22 protein-coding genes and 1 pseudogene are annotated in these 22,165 nt (G+C 39.9%); 9 read left to right on the forward strand and 14 right to left on the reverse strand.

Features of this window, described 5'->3' with window-relative positions; all coding sequences use genetic code 11:
• Positions 1 to 89: 89 nt before the first annotated feature.
• From ACM0OR_RS01645 to ACM0OR_RS01655, 3 genes are all read left to right on the forward strand, one after another.
• Positions 90 to 527 carry a class I SAM-dependent methyltransferase gene (locus ACM0OR_RS01645; RefSeq protein ID WP_414574743.1) on the forward strand — a complete coding sequence of 146 codons (438 nt, stop codon included), beginning with the start codon at positions 90 to 92 and terminating at the stop codon, positions 525 to 527.
• Positions 528 to 885: 358 nt separating this feature from the next.
• Positions 886 to 2,232: a PQQ-dependent sugar dehydrogenase gene (locus ACM0OR_RS01650; protein ID WP_414574744.1), complete on the forward strand. Its 1,347-nt coding sequence runs from the start codon at positions 886 to 888 to the stop codon at positions 2,230 to 2,232.
• Positions 2,233 to 2,433: 201 nt separating this feature from the next.
• Positions 2,434 to 2,838, forward strand: a complete 405-nt coding sequence (locus ACM0OR_RS01655; protein ID WP_323267403.1) for a phosphomannose isomerase type II C-terminal cupin domain — start codon at positions 2,434 to 2,436, stop codon at positions 2,836 to 2,838.
• A gap of 85 nt (positions 2,839 to 2,923) precedes the next feature.
• Here the strand turns inward: ACM0OR_RS01655 and ACM0OR_RS01660 are convergent, their stop codons facing one another.
• Together ACM0OR_RS01660 and ACM0OR_RS01665 are read right to left on the reverse strand one after the other, a co-directional pair.
• The gene (locus ACM0OR_RS01660; RefSeq protein WP_323267402.1) at positions 2,924 to 3,688 is read right to left on the reverse strand and encodes a HEAT repeat domain-containing protein; all 765 of its coding nucleotides are present in this window, start codon (positions 3,686 to 3,688) and stop codon (positions 2,924 to 2,926) included.
• A 581-nt stretch (positions 3,689 to 4,269) separates the two neighbouring features.
• The gene (locus tag ACM0OR_RS01665) at positions 4,270 to 6,708 is read right to left on the reverse strand and encodes an EF-hand domain-containing protein (protein ID WP_414574745.1); all 2,439 of its coding nucleotides are present in this window, start codon (positions 6,706 to 6,708) and stop codon (positions 4,270 to 4,272) included.
• A 23-nt stretch (positions 6,709 to 6,731) separates the two neighbouring features.
• Here ACM0OR_RS01665 and ACM0OR_RS01670 point away from each other — a divergent pair, with 23 nt between their 5' ends.
• From ACM0OR_RS01670 to ACM0OR_RS01680, 3 genes are all read left to right on the forward strand, one after another.
• On the forward strand, positions 6,732 to 6,854 hold the full coding sequence (locus tag ACM0OR_RS01670; RefSeq protein ID WP_414574746.1) for a hypothetical protein: 123 nt from the start codon (positions 6,732 to 6,734) through the stop codon (positions 6,852 to 6,854).
• Between the two features lie 128 nt (positions 6,855 to 6,982).
• Positions 6,983 to 7,285: a plasmid pRiA4b ORF-3 family protein gene (locus ACM0OR_RS01675; protein ID WP_323269086.1), complete on the forward strand. Its 303-nt coding sequence runs from the start codon at positions 6,983 to 6,985 to the stop codon at positions 7,283 to 7,285.
• The gene (locus ACM0OR_RS01680) at positions 7,272 to 7,613 is read left to right on the forward strand and encodes an IS1096 element passenger TnpR family protein (protein WP_323269085.1); all 342 of its coding nucleotides are present in this window, start codon (positions 7,272 to 7,274) and stop codon (positions 7,611 to 7,613) included. The genes ACM0OR_RS01675 and ACM0OR_RS01680 overlap by 14 nt, the downstream gene beginning before the upstream one ends.
• On the opposite strand, the gene ACM0OR_RS01685 is transcribed toward ACM0OR_RS01680, so the two are convergent.
• The 10 genes from ACM0OR_RS01685 to dndC form a co-directional block, all read right to left on the reverse strand.
• Positions 7,525 to 8,052 (reverse strand): GNAT family N-acetyltransferase, encoded by a 528-nt coding sequence (locus ACM0OR_RS01685; RefSeq protein ID WP_414574747.1) that lies wholly within the window; start codon positions 8,050 to 8,052, stop codon positions 7,525 to 7,527. The two genes, ACM0OR_RS01680 and ACM0OR_RS01685, sit on opposite strands and share 89 nt — an antisense overlap.
• Before the next feature lie 74 nt (positions 8,053 to 8,126).
• The gene (locus ACM0OR_RS01690; protein ID WP_414574748.1) at positions 8,127 to 8,279 is read right to left on the reverse strand and encodes a hypothetical protein; all 153 of its coding nucleotides are present in this window, start codon (positions 8,277 to 8,279) and stop codon (positions 8,127 to 8,129) included.
• 159 nt (positions 8,280 to 8,438) lie between these two features.
• Entirely contained in the window at positions 8,439 to 8,864 is a 426-nt protein-coding gene (locus ACM0OR_RS01695) for an ABC transporter permease (RefSeq protein WP_190702583.1), read from the reverse strand.
• Positions 8,849 to 10,141, reverse strand: a complete 1,293-nt coding sequence (locus ACM0OR_RS01700) for an AmpG family muropeptide MFS transporter (protein WP_414574749.1) — start codon at positions 10,139 to 10,141, stop codon at positions 8,849 to 8,851. Before ACM0OR_RS01700 ends, ACM0OR_RS01695 begins: the two co-directional genes overlap by 16 nt.
• A gap of 26 nt (positions 10,142 to 10,167) precedes the next feature.
• Entirely contained in the window at positions 10,168 to 10,413 is a 246-nt protein-coding gene (locus ACM0OR_RS01705; RefSeq protein WP_414574750.1) for a hypothetical protein, read from the reverse strand.
• Positions 10,414 to 10,453: 40 nt separating this feature from the next.
• Positions 10,454 to 11,905 carry a DNA phosphorothioation-associated putative methyltransferase gene (locus tag ACM0OR_RS01710; RefSeq protein WP_414574751.1) on the reverse strand — a complete coding sequence of 484 codons (1,452 nt, stop codon included), beginning with the start codon at positions 11,903 to 11,905 and terminating at the stop codon, positions 10,454 to 10,456.
• Positions 11,906 to 11,947: 42 nt separating this feature from the next.
• A complete protein-coding gene (gene dndE / locus ACM0OR_RS01715; protein WP_414574752.1) occupies positions 11,948 to 12,349 on the reverse strand; it encodes a DNA sulfur modification protein DndE in 402 nt (133 codons plus the stop codon).
• Positions 12,350 to 12,401: 52 nt separating this feature from the next.
• The gene (locus tag ACM0OR_RS01720; protein ID WP_414574753.1) at positions 12,402 to 12,551 is read right to left on the reverse strand and encodes a hypothetical protein; all 150 of its coding nucleotides are present in this window, start codon (positions 12,549 to 12,551) and stop codon (positions 12,402 to 12,404) included.
• A gap of 181 nt (positions 12,552 to 12,732) precedes the next feature.
• Complete coding sequence (gene dndD, locus ACM0OR_RS01725; protein ID WP_414574754.1) at positions 12,733 to 14,721, reverse strand: DNA sulfur modification protein DndD; 1,989 nt, start codon at positions 14,719 to 14,721, stop codon at positions 12,733 to 12,735.
• Between the two features lie 119 nt (positions 14,722 to 14,840).
• Positions 14,841 to 16,448, reverse strand: coding sequence for a DNA phosphorothioation system sulfurtransferase DndC (gene dndC, locus ACM0OR_RS01730; RefSeq protein ID WP_414574755.1), 1,608 nt, complete (start codon positions 16,446 to 16,448; stop codon positions 14,841 to 14,843).
• Between the two features lie 184 nt (positions 16,449 to 16,632).
• On the opposite strand from dndC, the gene ACM0OR_RS01735 reads away from it, so the two are divergent.
• The 3 genes and pseudogenes from ACM0OR_RS01735 to ACM0OR_RS01745 form a co-directional block, all read left to right on the forward strand.
• Complete coding sequence (locus ACM0OR_RS01735) at positions 16,633 to 18,231, forward strand: DGQHR domain-containing protein (RefSeq protein WP_414574756.1); 1,599 nt, start codon at positions 16,633 to 16,635, stop codon at positions 18,229 to 18,231.
• A gap of 81 nt (positions 18,232 to 18,312) precedes the next feature.
• The gene (locus tag ACM0OR_RS01740) at positions 18,313 to 18,453 is read left to right on the forward strand and encodes a hypothetical protein (RefSeq protein ID WP_414574757.1); all 141 of its coding nucleotides are present in this window, start codon (positions 18,313 to 18,315) and stop codon (positions 18,451 to 18,453) included.
• Between the two features lie 181 nt (positions 18,454 to 18,634).
• Positions 18,635 to 19,135, forward strand: a pseudogene (locus ACM0OR_RS01745) (transposase); the annotation flags it as partial.
• On the opposite strand, the gene ACM0OR_RS01750 reads toward ACM0OR_RS01745, so the two are convergent.
• Together ACM0OR_RS01750 and ACM0OR_RS01755 are read right to left on the reverse strand one after the other, a co-directional pair.
• Positions 19,121 to 19,270 (reverse strand): hypothetical protein, encoded by a 150-nt coding sequence (locus ACM0OR_RS01750; RefSeq protein WP_414574758.1) that lies wholly within the window; start codon positions 19,268 to 19,270, stop codon positions 19,121 to 19,123. The pseudogene ACM0OR_RS01745 and the gene ACM0OR_RS01750 sit on opposite strands and share 15 nt — an antisense overlap.
• A 127-nt stretch (positions 19,271 to 19,397) precedes the next feature.
• Positions 19,398 to 21,701 carry an NACHT domain-containing protein gene (locus ACM0OR_RS01755; RefSeq protein WP_414574759.1) on the reverse strand — a complete coding sequence of 768 codons (2,304 nt, stop codon included), beginning with the start codon at positions 21,699 to 21,701 and terminating at the stop codon, positions 19,398 to 19,400.
• Positions 21,702 to 22,165 lie beyond the last annotated feature (464 nt).

Genomic DNA, 22,165 nt, shown 5'->3' on the forward strand with positions numbered 1-22,165 from the left:
AGTAGAAGTGTGGGAAGATAACTAAGATAACTGCAATTCGTATTTGATAGTTATCTTGGAAAGAAGAGTCTACCGAACAAGTGATAATTATGACACATCTACAAAACAGTGAATATGAATCCAGCTACCTAAAAGAGTTCTTCAGCAAGCAGTGGAAAATTTATCAGAAAGTGCTGAATAACAATTACATGGGACACAGGGAAATTTATAGCATACTACACGAATTACTCGTTAGCTACTTTCAAAAACCTTTTAAAATACTGGATTTAGGTTGCGGTGATGCCAGCTTCATCAGTCTTGCTTTATTGAATACCAATATTGCCTCCTATCATGGTATAGACTTGTCCATACCCGCATTAGAGATTGCTAAAGAAAATTTGGCAAAAATTCATTGTGACACAACTTTAACCCAAGTCCAACCCCTCCCCCTTCTTAGAGGAAAGTGTGGAAGCGATTGCCTCCGGTGGGCGGAACGCCATCGCCTCCAGCCCTATATAACCTGTATAATATTTAATATGCTCAACTAACTAGCACTGCTACATTATTTAGTAATAGATAAACTGTGAATTTACGATAACAAATAATATGCTTTTATCAAAGTATTTAATATCTTTTTTCTGGCTCTTGACTGTAAATACACCAAAAATATTTTCTTATATTTACTAACTAACAATAAATATGCTTTGTAAGTCAATTATATCAAAGCTTTTGATTAATATTTGATATATTTATTGTATCTTTTACAATTTCTAGCTATTCGCGTCCTTGCTGAAATGGTTAAGAAAAAATTGGCTATTCACCTACCCAAAAATCGGACTTTTGAGAGGTGACAATCACTGGATTTCGATTCTAAATTTATAAAATTGTGTATATGTTTTTACTTTCATGAATGTCTCTAGATATTTATTGTTGCTGGGTTGCTTATTCATCGCAACAGGTTGTGACCAAAATCGCACCTCTTTAGATAATCCCATACCGCAAGCAGCTACTTCTGCGGCTCAATTAGCACAGGATTCTACACAGGTAAAAAATGTAATTCCGACGGAAACACTTTCACCCCAACCCATCCGCATTAATTTGCAGAATTTACCTGCACCCTTCGCCACAGACAGTGCATCTAAACCACCTCAAGTTGTACCAATTCCTGAAAAACCTATACTCAAAGTACCATCGGGTTTTACAGTGAATGTTTTTGCTGATGGTTTAAATGCACCACGTTGGTTAGCTTTAACGCCTAGTGGTGATGTGTTGGTAACGGAGACTAGACAAAATCGGATTCGTTTGTTGCGAGATACCAATGGTGATGGGGTTGCTGATGTCCGTCAAACCTTTGCTAGTGCGTCCAATGGGCTGAATATTCCCTTTGGCATGGCTTTTAGTGGTGATTCCTTCTTTTTGGGTAATACCGATGAGGTTTTACGGTTTCCTTATAGTCAAGGACAACAGCAACTAACTGGTAACGGTAAAAAAATCGCTGATCTTCCTGGTGGTGGTTACAATCAGCATTGGACAAGGAATGTAGTAGTTTCACCTGATGGTAATAAGCTATATGTTTCTGTGGGTTCTCGTTCTAATGTGGATGAAGAGGAATTACCACGGGCTTCGGTACAGGTGATGAACTTAGATGGTTCTGAGCAAAAGACTTTTGCTTTTGGTTTACGTAACCCAGTCGGTCTAGACTTTCACCCAGTCACCAAGGAACTTTACACCAGTGTGAATGAACGGGATGGGATCGGGGATGATTTAGTTCCCGACTACTTGACACGTATTCGACAAGGGGAGTTTTACGGCTGGCCTTATACTTACTTCAAACCAAGCAACCTTGATCCTCGTCAAACAACAGATGGTAAAAGTAAACGTCCAGATTTAGCAGCCCGTACCCGTGTCCCTGATGTATTATTTCAAGCTCACTCAGCCGCCTTGGGGTTGCAATTTTATGATGGTGAAACTTTTCCCCAAAAGTATCGGAATGGGGCTTTTGTGGCTTTTCGCGGTTCTTGGAATCGCGATCGCGGTACTGGTTACAAGATTGCTTTTGTTCCCTTTAATGCTCAAGGAAGACCACAAGGCTACTACGAAGACTTCTTGACTGGATTTTTGCTTAACCCTTCTGTTCCCAGCACTTGGGGGAGACCTGTGGGATTATTAGTTTTACCTGATGGCAGTTTATTAGTCACAGAGGAAGCCAATAATCGCATTTATCGGATTCAGTATACAGGAGTTAGGGAATAGGGCATTGGGCATTGGGCATCAGGAGAGAAAAAATAACTAGTTAATAATTGGATACAATTTATGGTCTAAGGGTAGGTGACAGCAGCCGTTACTTATAGATAATGTTGGCCTAACATTTTTTGCGGATTGCACTTAGTTTTATCTGGTTTCGGTGAGATTTCTTGAAAACAGTAATATTCTTTTAGCTCAAAAATTTTAGTTATGACTCAGAATGAAGATAATACTCAATTAAATGGCAATGAGTCTTCCTCACACTCAGGCTCACGTTATTGGGGTAATGTGGAAGTCATCGAAGAGGGAGAAAGCTATAGAATTAGTCGCATTGAAATCAAGCCCAGACACGGTATCAAACCACAAATCCACTATCACCGCAATGAACACTGGGTTGTAGTCTCTGGTGTGGCTAAGGTGATTTGTGGAGATGAGGAAGTCTTACTAAACCGTAACCAATCAACTTATGTACCAGCTGCAACGCTGCATAAAGTTGACAATCCAGGGTCTATTCCCTTAGTCATTCTGGAAATTCAAAATGGTGAATATTTGGGCGAGGATGATACGGAACGTCCCTATGATTTAAATGTGGTCAAGCCTGTAGCTGAGAAGTAGAAGCGACTGGGGACTGGGGACTGGGGTAATAATTTTTTCTTTCTCCCTTGTCTCCTTCCCCTAAACCCCTAAACCCCTAATTCTTCTAAAACCATCCTTCTTGTTCTAAGGTTTCAATTAGCTGCAAGCCACGAGGGTCGCCTACACCTAGTAGTGAAGCTTTGGCATCTTCCCGCACACCTAAGTCTTTCTCTTCGGCAAAGGACTGAATTAAGGCATCGATCGCTGCGGCATAAACTACGTTAGAGGGTAGTTCTTTACACAATTGCCCAATTGCCCACGCACTGTTACTTCTGACGGCTGGTACTGGGTCTTGAAATAAGGCTGCAATTAGGGGGGGTATTGCTCCTATAATTGCTTCGTAACCGACATCTGCCATTTGTGCTAAGGCACTAGCAGACCATAAACGCACGGCGGAAATATCGGTTCTTAAGGCATCTGCTAGGGGTGCTAAACAACGGCGATCGCGACAATTCCCTAAAGCCCAGACGACACCTTTGCGTACATAGCCGTTCCAGTCTCGATTTAGCTGATTAATTAATGGTTCAACTGCATCGGTACTGGGATTGCGCCCAATACCATAAGCTGCACTCACCCGCACTAATGGACAAGTATCAGTCAACAGGTCGATTAAAAGGGGTGTAGCGCGTGGGTCTTCAATATCACAAAAAGCACGAGCTGCCAACATCTTTTGTTGACGTTGGGGGTTTTGCAGCAGTGCTAACATTTCGTCTGGGTCAGGTTTTGGCAATTCTGACTCAGCCGTGATTGGTTCTAGTTTATCTAAGGGACTTTCTAAATCCTCCTCGACATCGAGTTCGAGTATGCTTAGGTCTTCTTCGTCATACATATACTTTTATCTGTCGGAGTGGTATTTACACATAACCATCCGTACTAATTTATTAAAGCTTTATTTTTATCGCTCAACCATTGTACACTTTCTCATCAATCTCATACGCGGTTAATTTGGGGACTGGGGACAAATCAATTCAAAATTCAAAATGACGCTCGCAGACTCGCTAACGCTGCGCTAACAAAATTCAAAATTAAATAACTGGGGACTGGAGACTGGGGACTGGAGACTGGGGACTGTGGACTGGGGGGAGAACTATTAACTATTAACGTGAGGTGCGCCTTCCTTGGAGACTCACGTTTATTTAAAACAAAAGCTACTTAATTGGTTCTATTCGCCTGTTGTTATAGTTTCATGCTGGTTTGTTTAATCTTTACTGGTTAATACGGTTGGTGCAAGATGTGAGCATAGTAGTTTTTTTTACTCCAACAAGATCCTAAAAAATTTGCGAATCTAGTCTGCTTTTTTGGCGATCCCAAAGGTTTCGTGTGAGTTTAACAGCAGTTGGGCTTTAATTTTGCTCATCCCAGGAGTTAAGCAATGACCGAGATATTGCTGTGCTGGGATGAATTATGCGGTCATTGTGTCATCTGTTGAAATAAATCGCGAAACTCCTCGTAGCTGATTTGTTGATCGCCGCTAGTGTCTGCTAGCTTCAGCATATTTTCAATTTCAGCTTTAGTAATATTGGGAACAATATCTTTGATGTATAAGTGCAATTCCTCTAAGCTAATATAACCAGAGCCATCAGCATCGAATAGATGAAACCACTGTAATATTTGATCTTCATTGGTAGAGCCTAGATCGCTTTGTAGTAGTACAGCAAATTCCTCAAAACTAACACTGTCACTATTAGAGTGTTCTGAAATTGCATCCATTATTTCTTGTACCCGTTGAGGTGAAAACGGGCAACCAAGAACTCTTAAAACCGAGCATAATTCTCCTCTTGACAAACGATTATTACCATCCTTGTCAAATTTTTGGAAAATTTCTTGGCAATGAGCAACTTGCTCAACGCTTAATTCCTGCTTAACAGTAATAGGTGTAGCTTCTTTTATGAGTTGGCGCTTAATGGCGATCGCTTCTAACCGATTAAGTGTATCAAGGGTATAAGCGATAGTTGTCCATAACTGACGAGGCTCGGTTGTTTTCAATATCTCTTCTTCCTCTGAGGCTGTAATTGCATATTCCTCTCTGATCTGTTGCAGGTGAAGAGATTCGTCCTTAGATAACTTGTTGAGTACAGCATCAAGAGATTCAATTGGTGTTTCTCCAGTCATTACCTCAACTAATTCCGCTACCACAGTTTGATTAGGATGATTTTTAGCCACCTCTATAAATACATCCAAAAAAGCTTCGCGATAGCTTTCCTGTCGCAGCAAATCCTCACGATTATGTTGCTTAGTGGGATCTAGTATAGTTGGATACTCAACCTCAAGTTCGGTTAAGATCAGATCGTGTTCCTCTTTTGTAATATCTAGTTCTTGACGCATCTGCTGGAGAACTTCTAGGCTGCTGCTATAGTCAACATATCCTTCTTTGAGCGCTTCTTGTAGAACTCCTTTATAAACTTGAAGCCGTTTCTCCTTATGAAAACCTGGGAGAACTTTTGCTAAGACATAAACTTCATCAGCACTAAGTTCGTCAAGTGAGCGTCCTTCTAAAAAACGTGATGTATCTAAATTCAGCTTACTTAACTGCTTCCGAAGCCGACTGGCGAGGCTTTCTCGCTGGTAAAGATCAGGATTGCGTTGCCAAGTTCTACACAGCCAAATGGTACTGCACACAGCAATTAAAACCGGAAACAGATATTGTAAAAGTGGAGGTAACAAGCGGATAAAATTACGCCCTGCAAAGATAAAGAAAAAATTAAAAATAAAGAACGTGCAAAGCGTAAACATCTGATAGCGAACTATTTCTATACTTGCAGATTGGTGCTGACGAAGCAGATAAGCTTTATATCGCTTTTCTAATTTACGTCCTAGAAAATAACCCCCGAAAGTAAATGCTCCTAGCGTCAAGGGAACAGCAATTATTTTGGGAATAGGAATGGCATGAGAGAATAGATAAAAACCTGGACTTAGTAATGTAGCGAGTTGATTGTTTTGGTGTGACCAAGCTCCAGAAAAGTAATATTCCCAATTACCTGCGTAAAGATAGTAGTAAACAAAGTACCCAACCACTAAACCAACATAAGCGTAATAAAGCCATTGTTGTTCGGGTTTAGTAATGTTTTCCCAGTAAGCACGTTCAGCATCAATATCAATACAAGGACTATTACAAGCTACACAAGCACTAAGCTCTTTTCCCTCTTTGTTGACGGTGCGGCACATAGATTGGGTAATCGCTTGGCGTTCGCCATCATGTGCTTTACTATTAAACAATCCCCTTGGTTCGGCATAGATTTTTTGTACAGGAGCCATAGGGCAGAAATATTGACACCAAGATTTGCCGCCATAAAGATAGCCTACCGCGATCGCTGCTGTGATTGTAATAATTAGAAAGCTAAATAAAGCAGTGCGATCTGAATTAATAAATAAGATACGGCTACATAATCCTATATAAAACAGTCCAAATTGGATGTAAAGGTAATTGTTTGCCAACCAGGATTTTTGTTTAACTTTTACTAACTCAAAGCGTTCCTTACCCGTTTTTGCATCCACGCGCCGTTGATGTCGTTGCCGTCCCAAAGCACGGGGAATTTGAGAAACAAAAGACAATGGGCAAATTCTTCGCCAAGTTTCATGTCCAAATACCAAGAGGATGAAAATAGCAGCAGGAATAACAATTCCCCAAAAAATTGGTGCGCCCAAAGCATAGTTCTTTTGTTCTACACACTTTCCCTGGACTTGCACGCAAATTTCAGGATTAATTTTTAGAGGACTAATACTATTGGTAGGAAGTGTAAACCAAGGAGAGAGGGGATCGTATAACAAAGAAACAATCAGCAATCCCCAGCCAATTGTAAGCACCCATCTAACTTGGTGCATTCGTCTTTCTGAAATATTTGCCAGCATAAATTTAATAAATTTATATACAAATGAAACAACGTGTAATGTTTTTACCTAAGTTTTGCTGTGGTGGGATTAATTATACAGCGATCGCTTCAATGACCACATCGGACAAAGATCCTAGTCAAAACTTGGATCTTTGTCCTATATAATTAATACTTATACTGTAGCCTGTATTATGCAAGTAGCAATTATCACCACTACTTTAAAACTAAGTCCTTTTCTGGGAGAGCGATTTTTTTTGGGGGAGATGGCACTGGCAATGCGGTAAGATGACCCAATGACCGATTCCGAGAAACTTGTCATCTATCAGCTTCATATTTTTATCTTGGACATCAGTCCCATGATTTGGCGTAGGATAAAAATCCGCAGTAACAGTACAATCGCCGATTTGCACTACATGATCCAGATAGTAATGGGGTGGACGGATTCCCACTTACATCGTTTCATAATCCACGGTAAGCATTACGGGATTGCTCAAATTGGGGGAATGTGGTTTTCTGACGACCCTAAAGTTGTCAAATTATCAGATTTTGGTTGGCGAAGTAGAGAGCGTTTTTTATACGAATATGACGAAAGGTGATAACTGGCAGCATCAAATTCGGGTCGAAGCAATTCTCACTCCAGAATCAAATTGCTTTTATCCAGTGTGCATTGATGGTAAACGCGCTTGCCCTCCAGAAGACTGCGGTGGCCCGTGGGAGTTCATGGCACAAAAGCAGGAATACTCAGTAAGACACATAGCTTCTCGCTTAAGCGAAATTGTGGAAGAAGGTGATATACCTGGCAATATTGAAGAAATATACGAACTCACGTTAACTATTAACTATCAAGTTGCTTTAGCATCCATAGAGATTGGGTTTGATAACCTAGCTGATTGTAGAGATTTAGGGCGGCTTGGTTGGATTTAAATACCTGTAATCCGATTTGGTGATCGCCTCTTTGAATTGCCCAATTCTCTATATAGCGCATTAAGGCTGTACCAACGCCCTGCCGTCGATGTTCTGGGACGACGTAAAGTAAAAAAATGTGAGGATGGCGTGTTCCGGTGACTTGATCTATGGCATTTCCCGCCCAGAGACAGGCGATGGGAGAGGGGCGAGACGAGGGGGATGATGTTGTCTTATCTTCCTTGTTTCCCTGCTCTCCTACATCCTTGCCTAGAAAATCTACCCACCACAAGGGGGTATCTTTGGAGAAGTATTGCTCAACGGTTCTAGCTAGATGGGCAAAATCTTGTTCTGGATATATGTCTTGGTAGGTGCGCTGCATGAATTTGACTAGCAGCGATCGCTCTAAGGTAGAACCACGACGAATATAATAGCCCGGTATTAACAATTCAAAATTCACTCATAGCCTACGGCAAGGCTTGCGCCTACAAAATTCAAAATTTTAGTCACCTATCACCTGTCACCTGTCACCTGTCACCTATCACCTGTCACCATTCCCACTTCTTCAATCGGTGCTGGTGCTGCCATATCAGAGGGTAAAAATATCCTTGCGCTGACTGCTACTAGGGCAAAGATGAATACTAACACGACTAGTAAGGGAGCAATGTATTGACGAAATATAGCCATATTTTTGGTTGCGATCGCTTGAGGTTTTAAAATCTAATTAAAGATTTGTGAATTTTACTTGACTCAATTTTAGCGAGTTTTGGACATTGCGGAAAATTGAGGTTGAAATTTTAAACGCGGAGGGACGCGGAGGTAAACGCGGAGGGACGCAGAGAGTTATTAGCGGGTATCACGGTCTATGTCGTCTAGAACTCTCTCGCAATACCAATTGTCTGGCATTCCGGGGTAGTTTTGTTTGGCTTGCTCAATTAACCGTTCTGCGGCGGCGGCATCACCAGATAATTTAGAAATTAGTTTGTTTTTGAGATAGTTTTGGCTCTCAAATCCGGGTTCATTGATTGGCTCGTTAAGTGGCTCAGAAATTGGTTCTGGTAATGTTTGGGTTTGGGTTTGTCCTCGCTTTAATTGCCAGAACAATACGTAATAGAGTGTACCAAAAATTAAAATCAGGCTGATTGTTCCGAAAAATGTTAGGAGGCTAAATGTTAGATAACCTAAAACCAATTGTGAAAGAACGTAGCCAAGTAACAATCCGGTGAGTAAAAGAATAAATGTGCCGATAAGAATTACTATTTGGTTTCCCATAAATCCTCGTCTTCTGGCTCAATTCCTGGTCTGTTTACTGCCACTGGTTTTTGATTCCAAGGGGCAAAAAATGGTAATAAAAGCAATCCTGGGACTGCGGCTATAATACTAATCACGAAAAATAAAGGCCAACCCGTATTTTTTGCTAGGCTGCCGGCTGGTGCAACTAAAATATCACGGCTGACAGCCATAAAACTGGAGAGTAAAGCATACTGTGTAGCAGAAAATCTCTGGTTACACATACTCATTAAAAAGCCCACAAAGGCGGCTGTTCCTAAGCCAGCACAAAAGTTTTCGATGTTAATAGTTAACACTAGAACTTGGTAATTTTTACCGACTTGAGCAAGTAATAAGTAAGCTAAGTTACTGAGGGCTTGTAGTCCACCAAATAGCCACAGTGAGCGGTTGAGTCCAATTTTACTTAAAACTACTCCCCCTGTTAATGTGCCAACAATGGTAGCGATTAATCCCATACCACCCTGAATTGCACCAATATCTGTTTGAGTGAATCCAGTTTGTAGCAGGAAGGGGGTGGACATATTGTTCACAAAGGAGTCGCCTAATTTATAGAGGACGATGAACAATAAAGTCAACACGGCATAAACTACGCCTTGGCGTTGAAAAAATTCGCCAAAAGGTAAAATGACGGCGGCGGCTAAAGATTCTGGGGGTCGAGTTTCTTTTGGTTCTGGTGCAAATAATGTGGCTACAATCCCAATTGCCATGCCACCAGCCATTAACAGGTAAACTGATGACCAGGGTATGCTATCGGCTAGTATTAATGCTAGAGAACCTGTGAGCAGCAAGGCGATGCGATAACCTAATACGAAAACTGCTGCACCAGCACCCAATTCTAATTCTTCTAAAACATCGGTACGGTAAGCGTCGGCGGCGATGTCTTGGGTAGCACTGAAAAATGCGATCGCTACTGCATTAATCGCTAAAAGTTGCAGTGCTTGTTTGGGTTGTTGGAAGCCCATGCAAGCGATCGCAATCAATAACCCAATTTGCAAGGTAATTAACCAGCCGCGCCTTCTACCTAAAAATGGGAGTTTAAACCAGTCCACCAAAGGCGACCAGAGAAATTTTAAGGAATAGGGTAAACCTACTAAGCTAAATAAACCAATCGCTGTTAAATCAACCTTTTCGACGGTCATCCAAGCTTGCAAGGTCTTGCTAGTCAAGAACAATGGCAAACCAGATGAAAAACCGAGTAATATCAAAGCCGCCATCTTCCGGCTACCAAAAACTTGCAACAGCGATCGCACTGGATTCATAATTTCTGTTTATTTGTGAGTTGCAGTTATCTTGCCATAGTTGGTGTACTGTGTGATGAGTCCCGTTCTCCCTGTTCTGGTCTTTCTAAGGGTTCTCCTACCCAACCACCAATTACTTCTTCAAAAAAACCCGGCATCCAGCCTCGTTGTTGTGGTGAGACTGTTTGAATTGTTACTGTAACTTCAATTTCTGTATTTGCTATTTCTATGGGAATATCAAGATGTAAAATCCCATCTGCGCCTACATGAGAACGTATTTTAATACTCTCCATAATTGTTTCTCCTGAGAGTGGGGTTAATAAACTTTCACAGTTACCTAATTTGTTCAACTTCATGTCCCCTAATTTCTACTCCGTGTGCAGCTAGGCATTTCTTCCAACCTTCACGCGTACCAATTTCGCTTTTCTGTTGCAGTAATCCCAATTCCTGTTCTTGTTGGGTGAGTTTGGCAAATTGTTCATACAGAGGATAGCTAGGTGTGACAAAGGTTTCCTTGCGGTGCAAGACAGGAGGATTTGCCCTGTCACTGTAGTCGCGGTGGGTAATATACAAAGTTTTTAAGTCAATTGTGATACTAGCTGTGAGGGCTGGATGGGGGTCTGGGTCAAACTCTGGGTAAAACAGATAGGATATTTGCGGTTTATCAATGTGATATTTGATCAACGTAGCCCCATCGACACGTCCAATGGTGCGGCTGGCGCAACCTTCGTAAATGCGTAGTAAGGGGTCTAGGGCTGCTAAAGCGGAAACATGGACGTAAAGCGCACCCCGTGTATGTTTACCAATTTTGCTTTTGTCGCAGGCGGTTTTAATTATTCCTGGTTTACCTAGACTAAATAATTTTTGGTCAGCGACTTCACACGCTTCCTCATAATTACCAAAGAAAGCTTTGATGTCGTGGCGCATGGCTGGGGCTAATTGGGAAAATCTGGGACGTTGATCAAAGTGGGTAAGAGCGAGGTAGACTTGAATATCTAAAGAACGATGGTAGGCGATCGCATCCCATTCGGCTTCGTCGGTGGCTTGTAAAATGACATTAAAGGCGCGGCGAAAGTTACCAAATTCGCCCAGTAGTTCTTGTGCTGTTTCTAGTTCACCTTTGACGGGTAATCTACCGCGTTGGGTGAAAAACTCCATCAGGGGTTGGAGTTGTTCTTGGTAGTCTTCAAACCGCTTGATGGGGATGCGGACTCGCGGTGTAGAGGTGCGGGAAAAGAAGCGGATGGCTTTGAAGCTTTCTTTTTCGGCTTCATCTCGGAAGACAAAGTAGACACCAAGGGCGACTGGAACTGCATCTACATTTAAGACTTCATCAATGTATTTTTTGAGTTCTTCTTGTTCGTAATATTTTTGGAAAGTATTCCGCCTGGTGACGATACCATCACTGTAAGCTAGTTGGGCTTTGCTGGGAGCATTAATTAATACCTGTGCGGCGACGATCAAAACTTTGCCGGTGAGTTCCCAAGCTTGGATGAGACTTTGGCGGCGTTCTTCAATATCTTCAATGACATTGAGGATGTAACCCAAATTAACCACATCAGCAGAGGTGATTGGTTCATCGGGATAGTAATAAGGGTCCCAGCCTAAACTGGTGTAGCCGAGGTTAGCTACACGTTGCACATCCCCACCATAGCCGCAACCGTAATCGAAAAAACTGGTGTCTTGGTTGAGGATTGCCCATTCTATAGCCAATCGTACAGGACGAGAGATTTCATTGCGAGCGATCGCGGCTCTATGACGCTCGATTTCTACCGTTTCAGGCATAGTATCAGTTGTCAATGATCAGTTAACAGTTATCAGTTACTGTTACTTATTATCCTTTCCACCTTTTATTGCCAGTTCAATTAAATCTTCAATTTTCTTGATATTTGGGTCGCCGGCTAAGTAACCAATACCGCGATGCAAATGTAGACGGAATTGGATGGCTAGGGTTTCTTTATCCGTGGGATAGCCATCATTATGACAGCGTTGTTTGAGGGCGAGGAGGAGAATATCGGATATTTCACCACCAAAGACACGCCAAGTCAGTTCGACATTACTATCTTGAGGAAGTGGAACGGGGGAAGGTGGGGTAGATTCTGCTAGAGAACGACAAAAAGCCCAACGACAAAGAATATTCCATTGGTCGATTTTAGTATTGCGTTTGAGTTTAAGTAATTGCTCTTTTGCAGTTTGGGAAATTTTAATTCTTTCTATTGGAGATTCCATAATATTAAGTAAATATCGAATTTATTGGTTACAAACCCAAACAATAGCGATTTTATAATCCATCCATGTCAGTCACAATAAACTCCTGATTGATAGCGGTAATTTCTGTTTGAATATCTACATCAATAGCCATTGCTGCTAATTGTGCATTTATGTATTCTTGATGAGTTAACTTATCTGATCTTTGCTGTCTTTCTTGCATTGGCTTTTGAATACGTTCTAAGAGCCATTGTAGTTCTTCTAATGATAAAGCACATAAGTCACGCTCTATTTCTAATAAATGTGGTCATACCATAGTTATTGATTTTCCTATGCTATTTAAATATATTGTAACTATCTAGATTTAAATAAATTGCTAGAGTCATTTTTTTAGACAATATCTACTACCAAAAGTATTGATTTTCTATGACTGTCGTTTCCCGGTTGTGTGAGTCGTATTTGAGGAGGTATTCACGAGCGATCGTTTCATTGTTACGTAGTGTTTCTACTTCTTTTTTACCGATTTCTGTATCTGTGGACAGCAAAATAACTTGATGACTGGCGGAGGGAAAGTATTTCTCTACTAGATTGTTGCGGTGGGAGGAATCAAGCCTACCGAGGGGTGTGTCAATGGCTACTGGTAAGCGCAAACCAGAGACTTTGGCTAGTCCCCAGAGAAATGCGATCGCTAATAGTTGTTTTTCCCCTGCTGACAGGCGATGTTTGGGAACTGGTTTACCATTAAAATCATAAATAGACAAACTAAAAGTTTTGGTGTCAATGGTGATGCTACGCACTAAATCAGATTTGTGCAGCAGATAGAGAAAACAATTTTTTACTTCCTCCTCTAATTTATTCAGCTTTTTCAGAGTTAATTTTTCTCGAAACAGTTTCAATGTCTCTTGGACTTTTGCGACTGAAGTAATAATATGTTGTCTATTTTTACTATCAAGATTTTTATCTGTATATTCTTTTAATTCTTTCTTTGTCCGTTCAATTACATCCGTTAATTCGGCAAATTTGCGGCGAGTGATTTCACATTTAGCCTTAGCTTGAGAAACTTGGTTTTGTGCATCTTCCACAGTCTCCCGCAGTTTTTGATATGCTTCCGGTTCTGCGGCTGTCTGTACTTGTCTTTCTAAGGTAATAATTTCTTCTTCTACACCTTGCAACTTAGTTAAGTGTTGTTGAGCATTTTTTCTAGCATTTTGCAAATGATATCTCACATTATCTAATTGGCTCAGACTTTCCTCATCTGCTAATAACCAAGGTGCTTCTGATTGAGCATAACCTGTATATAAACTCTCTGCATCTTCCTTGAGAAAAGATTGAATTTTATCAACTTGTTCTAAATTAATTGCTAATTGATTCAGCCAATTTAGTAAGCGTTGATCTCGCTCAATTAAGACATCTTTAGATAACTGTACCTGTTGATAGCGAAATTCTTGTGTTCCCTGCGCTTGAACTTGATTTAGTAAATTGGGAATTAATGCTAGGGGTAAAACATCAGCAGCTAATTCACCCATTGATTGTCTGATATCTTCTACTATTGATAATTTATCTTTCTGTTGTTTTTCTAATTGATTGCGTTCGGCGGCTATTTTACCGCCTTCAGAAATGAACTTATCTAAAGCTTCTCGCTGTTGAGTTTCTAGTTCTTCAGTTTGATTATTCAGCTTTGCTAATTCTGATTCTATTTCTTGATAATCTTCCTGATATTGTGTTAGTCGTTTTTCAATTTCTTCTAAATTAGCTAAATCTTTAATTTCCGCGACTTCTTTACGTTTGCGGTTAAGTAAAATTTCTAAATCAACAGCTAATCTATCCGCTAACTCTAAACCTAAAAGTCCGCGAATAGCTTCGATAACTATTGGTGGTGGTGTTTCCTGTTCTGCAAGTTCTTTAACTTGTTCTCCATCAAAAAGAAATAAATTAGAAATACCTATTGGTAGAAGATTTTCTATATAATCATCCCAGATATTTACTAGAGAATCAACAGGCCAGGTGTCATCATCACCTAAAATCCCTAGTGTGTCTTTACCATCTTTTGGGTTTTTCTCCCAAGTTCTGACAATACGATATTTGATGGGTTTATCGTCTTCAATGTGTTCAAAAAGTAATTCAATTCTAGTTTTTTCCGCAGGGGTTGCTTTATTGTTAACGCATTGAGTTAGAAAATCACTATAACTCAAGTTACCACGAGTAGAACATTGAGCGCGTTGTCCATACAAAGCAAGGCGGATAGAATCCATCAGGGTAGTTTTTCCACCACCATTCATCCCACCTAATAAGATAATTGGACGGTGGGTTTCTTCACTTCTTGTATCAAGATTTATTACTTGTCTGCCAGAATAAGGGCCAAAGTTTTGTAATACGAGTTCTAGAAATATCATTAATAGATGGATTTAATTTCGTATAGTTGAGATTTTTCCTCTGTGTTCTCTGTGTCTTTGTGGTGAAATTGATTTTTAACCACAGAGTCACAGAGACACGGAGAAATGATGGGGTATAGTTATTTTTTGAATTTCATATTTCCCCAAGTTAAAGGCTTATCAGTTTCATTTTTAGGTTCATCGACAGCATCACCTAAAGTCAATTGCTTGACTTTTTCTTTCACTGTGGCTATGTCGCCTTGACTCACAGCTTCTCTTAAGTCTCGTTTTAAATGAGCATTTCTAATGGCTTCTTCCGGGGAACGGGAACTAGTATCAAAGCATTTCTCTAAGCTTTCGTAAATTCCTACGCGCTTGCTTTTCTTGCGAAATTGGCGTTCTGTGTCTAAAAGTTTCGCCATCAGTTCCAAGTGCATACCATCATCTGCACATATTTCTTCTAACACAGACCATTCATCACTACCTAGTAGTTTATGGTCAGCACCAGGACGAGGGTCTTTGAATACTTCCTCTGTTATTTCTTGATAAATGCGGGGTAGACTATCATCAAATTCGTGCTTTTGTTCTAGCCAAATACGCCGAATTTCACTTAATTCTTCTAGGGAAATAAGAGTAAGATCGCGCATATTTTCTGGTGCTGTGCGTCGAATTTGGGTTTGTGCTTCTAATAAGCGTGTTAACCAATATTCACGCCAATATTTTGTATATGGTCCAGGTATCGGCTCAACAGAGATGTTTCCCTCTTTATTGCGTTCAAATAATTGCACTTCTCCTCGAAGCCTTCGGAAGTCTCTTTTATCTCTATCATCTTCAGTATCTAATTCATTACGTATATCTAATAGTGGCTGCATCCATTCTTTTTCTTCATCATTCCGGATCATTGCCTGCATAGATTTATCTTGATTAACTAATGTGCAAACCCAGCAGCCAAATCGTGAATCACCACAGCTAGGAGTAGAAGTATCAATTACTAAGGGGCATTCATTATCTGCTGTTGCACCTCGATATAAACTGAATAATTTTTTATTGCTATGTCCCCAAGGATTATCAGATTGGTTAAGGTATATCCAGACATCATTATTACTCCAATCTTCAATAGGGGTATAAATTAAAGAATTAGGAAGACTAGCATTGGGGCTAAGGCGTTCTCTTACTCTACCTGCTTGATGTTTTTTCATTGTCGCAGCCCGTTTAGCACTTTCTGCTTTGCGAGTACCCAAAACAAGTATTGTTTCACCGTTAGCTCGAACTATTTCACGAATAAATTGATTAGCCGGATTAATTTTCAACCGTGGTGTACACCAGCGAAACTGGTTTCTGGGAGCTGGGTAGCCTTTACCAATAAGATTTACCCAAAATGTGTCTTCGACTACTGGTTGTAGTAGATGTGGTTGAATCGGCATCCCTTTTGCTTTTGCGGCCGATTTAAGTTGCTTTATAGATTGACGAACCCATGCAGCAACAATAGGATTTTCTACCTGAGTATCTGTTGTAATTACATGAATTTGTTTAGTTCTTTGTTCTGGAGGGAGAGCCGCGATCGCATTCCAAACAAGCTGTAAAATTGCGCTTGAGTCTTTGCCCCAAGATACGCCTATAATCCAAGGAATCGCATCTAAACAATACAATTCTTGAATTTCAGTCGTAAGAGCTTGGATGTATTCCACTAACTCTGCTACAGTACGTGTTTGCTGACCTTTATTTTCTAGTTGTTGTGCTTCAGTCATTGCTCCCTATCTCTGGAAATATGAGCGTTACTTCATTTTTTTTATCCGGGCGAATGAAATTCGCGGCTACACAGACAAAAACAGCCTGCGCGGGTTAGTAAAAAGTTTTTAAAAACCAGTATACTAGTATCTGATTTTTTGGACAACATAGCTACATTATTTTAATGAGTTTTTAAAAATTAATATGAGAGATAGTGCATCTGACCTCACAACTGATATTGCTCAAGAGTATCTAGAACGAGAAAACAAGGAAAAACAGGTATTATCTTTACTTTTAGGCAGCTTAATAGACAAAAAAGACCGTATTTTAGTTCAAAAAACCCAAATGGGCGGAACTGAGGCTTATGTGGGTTCTGTGACTCTAGAATGGTTTGCAGGTCGGGTTCACTTCGCTTCTGGTTTACCGCTACTGCAAAAAAACTATAACCCAGAGACAGATAATATTGAAATTGACGCAGATAGTATCGATGAGATTCAACAACGTCCTCTTGACTGGTCGCGTCAAGCACCGTTAGTTCAATATTTAGCTGCTAGAAAAAATCATAAGTTTCCGCCGGTGCTGGTGGTAATTAATCAGGCTTGGGTGGATGACCCCAAAGCTTCTGAGTGGGACGGTGAAGGACGTGCGAAAAAATCTACAACTGATTTCACCCCTCTAGATAAAGATGGGAAGGTCGGTTTACTTAGTGTTTCTGAAGAGAACGTCACCATTTATGCACTAGATGGTCAACATCGACTAATGGGGGTGCAAGGGTTAATAGAGTTAATCAAAACCGGCAAACTCCAGCGATATAAAAAAGATAAAGCGGCTGATGATAGTTTTATCACGGTGTCAGATTTAACAGAGCAGTATCAAGTAGACCCTACCTATTTACAAAGCTTACCCAAGGAAAAAATCGGGATTGAATTTATTTGTGCGGTGAATGCTGGGGAAACTCGCACTGAAGCAAGACGGAGGGTGCGTTCGGTTTTTGTTCATGTTAACTTGATGGCTGCACCGTTAACCAAAGGTCAGTTAGCACAGCTAAATGAAGATGATGGTTTTGCAATTGTGGCGCGAAAAATTGCTGTTACTCATCCGCTTTTAGAACAAAAACCAAATCGTAACCCTCGCGTTAATTGGAACAGTGCAACAGTAGCGGCGAATTCTACAGTGTTGACAACGCTGCAAGCATTACAAGATATGTCGCAGAGATATTTGGGTCAAAAGTTCCCCCACTGGAAACCTTTTGAGAAGGGTTTAATTCCCATGCGTCCAGAAGATGAGGAAATTGAACAGGGAATTGAAGAATTCAGAAAACTTTTTGATAATTTGGCTAGCCTACCTAGTTTGAAAATTTTAGAACATGAAGATACGCCTGTTTTAAGAAGGTTTAGTTTTGAAAAGGGTGGTGGTGAAGCGAATATACTTTTCCGTCCTGTAGCGCAAGTTGCTTTAGCGCAAGCTTTAGGATTATTAGTATTTAAAAAGCGTTTTTCCTTAGCTAGCATTTTTAAGAAGTTGCGGAAGTTTGACCAGCAAGGTGGATTTTCTGGTATGGAGTATCCCCAGTCTCTTTGGTATGGGGTTTTATATGACCCGAATAAAAAGCGGGTACAGGTTGCTGGTAGAGATTTAGCTGCTAAGTTATTAATTTATATTCTGGGTGGACTTCAAGACCCAATGGAAGTTGCGGAACTTCGCAAGGCTTTGGCTAATGCGAGAACTGTAGAAAATAAAACGATAGGTTTTGATGGTGAGTTTGTAGAGCCAAAGGAAGTAGGGCTACCACATATTCTTTAGTTACAATTGATTGCTGTTTTCTCGTCTCTAGAGATATTATTATGCTAGCCTGATACTTAATGTATAAAGGGAGTCTACTGTGTGGCATGGTTACACGGCAATAGTGCTGTGCATCATTTAAGTGAAAATGCTGTATTGAGTACCCTCAAAGTTATTCGCCGCGCTATTGCTGATTTTCAAGATGCTAACAGTGAGCAGCTAACCTTTTTTTCTCCAAACTAATCCGGGAAATTTTGGAGCAAAAAATCCCTCAGAGACAGGGCAGAACAAATCCCAGAGTAGTCAAAAAACCTCGTTCTAAGTTTCCATCTAGAAAACCAATCCACTCAGGAGCGGGTACTCAACGTCAACCACTCACTTTTTTTATTCTCAATACTGCTTAATTCTTAACCGAGAAGTATTGAGAACTGATCAGGAAATCACGGTTCCAGTCGTAAATGAGCGAGAGAAGCAAACATATTACGGAGCAGTAGACTATCTTCAACGAAAATTCCTGCTTAAAGCTTACGATAGGGGAAATTCAGAAAATACCATTGATTACCTGCAATATCTGCTCACCGAATCTGGAGACCAGCGATTGCTGATTTTTTGGGATGGTGCTACTTACCATCGTTCCAAAGAAATTCAAAGCTTTTTAGACTAACTTAACCAAGGTTTACCACCAGAAAAATGGAAAATTCACTGCGTTCGTTTTGCTCCTAATTGTCCAGAGCAAAATCCTATTGAAGATATCTGGTTGCAGGCTAAAACATGGGTTCGTTCGCGCAGTGTCTCGAAGAGACGTTTTTGTGCTTTGATTCCAACATTCTCTCATTTAAAGTGGATGTTTGAGTGGTTTATTCGACACACTACCTTTGATTTCACAACTCTTCAGATGTACCGAGTTTTTTCAAAAATCAAATAGGAGTCCTATAACTGTAAATCTATCAAACTCGTCTAATTGCTGATTTTGTTTACAGGTACTGTCAATATATACTTCTTGAGCAATGGCTGGAGTAGTAGAAAATAAAGTCAACATTAAACTAATAAGTAATCGCACAGAATTATTTACACATGAGTTTCTATTCTGGATAAGGGTTTTATGGCTTAACTTTGTGTAATTAATTTTGTTTAGCTACTTAAGTAATCCATGCTTCAGTTTTATTTGAGACATAATGTTATAAATATTATCCTATTAAAAACAAATTTTGTTCTATTGTTCTTTTGACATTAGGACTAACATTAGTAGCACTATTGAGGCACTCTAACAGTAATTTATTAGCATCCCAATACTGTTGTATACACTGCCAATCCTGCTCATTAAACTGCCAATGATAACCGATTTGGCGAGTGTTAATCATGAGCGATCGCAATTCCTCAGTCCAAGCTTTACCATAAGTTTGCCACCATATTTTTAGTGTATCTCTATCTTGATTTGGATCAGGCAGTTGATTGGCCAAGTCTTGTAGATAAATTCCCCAAGATGGTTGATGAGTTAGTAAATATTTTAAATCAAGAGACAATCTTAAAACCACTAGTCGTTGAAAAAAAATATCAGCAGTCATAGTTAGGCTCACAGCCAGTGCATGAGTCAATGCTAAATCTATCGCTAAGTCTCCAGCCAAACTACCAGCAAGTTGACGATCCAAAGATATAGCCAAATCTTGATTGCAGGCTAGAGGATGTTCTGGAGGGAGAGCAATTGTCAAATAAAACGCACGCACACTAGCACAGTGATAAGCAGCTATTACTTGAGAAGATTTTTGTTTTAACCATTGCAGAAAATTATATAGTTGATCATTCTGTTGTGCCAAGATATCAATTTTTGTCTTCATTAATTGCAATAAATCATCGGCTGGATTTAACATCCCTACACTGATCAAAAAAACTTCCCGCCAACGCTGTTCATGTAAATGATTTACAAAATCTTCTAGTATTGCGCTGTTGGTATTAGAGACAATTTCTCTTGCAGTGAAATACTCTTGAAAGCTCAAATGAGAAAAAGAATAGATTCCTCTTGCCCTTTCAATCAGTAACCCGTGTTGAATTTCAATGGCTCTTAAAACAATCGCACTTGCTATTTCTAGAGCATCGGTATCAGTGATGGCATTAGGTAAATTAGATAGGTAATTGGCAATAATTTGCTGGATTTGGGTGGCAGTAATAAAGTAATTTCCTTGCTTAAAACTAATGGCAGCAATATGACTAAGCAACTTAATTTTATCTAGCAAAGACAAGTGACGATAAACTTGATCTCGTTTGATTCCTCTGGCTTCGTCCCAGCGTACCAGTAACACATCCAATGCTTGTTTATAAAGTTCCGAGTGGTTAACCGGAAAATCCTCTACAGATTTAAATACTAAGCAGGTGAGATTCAAGAGAATTGGTGTATTAGCTAATTCTAAAAGTTGCGCATTTTCTGCAAATTCTAGTTTTTGCATAAAATTATGTGCCAATATATGCGCTTGCACGGGCGAATTTTTTGTAAAGGACAAAAACCATCGATGAGCAAAAGCTGCTATTTGCTTTTTATTGAAATCAGCAATTTCTACTTCTGTAAATCCGTATAAATTAAGATATTGAGATGCCAGACGACAAGTAATAATTATCTGATTTTTGTAAAATTTATTAATAAAACTGCGTATTTTATTAATCAGAATTTCTGAAACTTCTCCTATAACTTCATCTAAGCCATCTAAAAAAATTAAAGCTCTCCCATGATAAAAAACTGTAGTTAAATCAGTTTCAGAAAAACCAAAATTAATAAAATATTCATGTATATAGTGTAATAAACTAAGTTGACTGCACTCTCTAATTTCTCCAGCAAAGTTTTTTAGATTAATAAAAACGGGCAAATAATTAGGTTGAAAAATTCCGCGATCGCAACTTATCGCTATTGATTGTAAAAATGTAGTCTTTCCAGAGCCTGGTTTGCCTAACACCAGCAGTTTAGAATGTTTTTTGACAGCATCTAAGCCAGAAATTCTTTCTTGGCAAACTCTACTTAAAGCACCACGGTTTACTTCAGGGGAGTCTAAATTTTGTAAATCAGCAATGTTCAGCCATCTTCTGCTGCTGATTTCCTCGTAAATATTAACATCAATATATAAATCATTGAGGTTGATCGGCTTGGCAATATCTAAAAGGTGCAAAGTGCCACACTGAGCTTGAATCCTCTCATGATGAACAGAGCGCAATTTTTGTACTAAGACATCAATCTCTAAGGTGTTATTGTCAAGGGTGTCTAAAGGCGCAGCTTCATCAACAGCAGGATTTTGGGCAATTTCCGATGTGTCTAGATCCAACACAGAGCAGATATCATGGAAGACATGGCGATCAACAGGTCTACCACTAAAAAACTTCCAAATTGGTTGGCGAGTTTCTAAACCTACCTCAGAGGCTAAGTATTCTTGTGTCCAACCTTTGCGTTTGAAAGCTTGTTTAGCCTTTCTAATCCCTTCATCCGATGCTTGGAGCGATCGCTTTGCCATTACTTTGCCACCAAACTACAATACTTAATTCCCGATAAAAATATAAATCATACAATTTATACACGAAGTTCTACAAAAACTGAACGCGATCGCAAACATCGATTCTACATAATAGTATTTGAGTCAGCCAAATCTACATACCCAACTAGCTTACGGCATTGCCTAAACGAGCGATCGGATATTGAGCAGTGCCAAGGCTTTTACTCAACTGACTTGTATTACAGCTATTAGTACAGAAAGCTCATACGGGACTAGCAAGGTGACGTGCAAGGGAACGTAGAGAAGGAAAAGCATAATGCAAAATAAGGGGCAGACGAGACGCTCGTTCCGACGCTCCTACGTCGCTAACGCTACCGCTTTTGCCGCACGTAAAACCCCATCCACAAGGGGATGGGGTTTTACGCGCGATCAATGAATCAATTCAAAATTTAAAATTCAAAATCATCCTGATAGTTTATCAGCGC

The sequence above is a fragment of the Anabaena sp. CCY 9402-a genome (assembly GCF_963920945.1).
GTDB classification, from domain to species: Bacteria; Cyanobacteriota; Cyanobacteriia; order Cyanobacteriales; family Nostocaceae; genus Trichormus; species Trichormus minutissimus.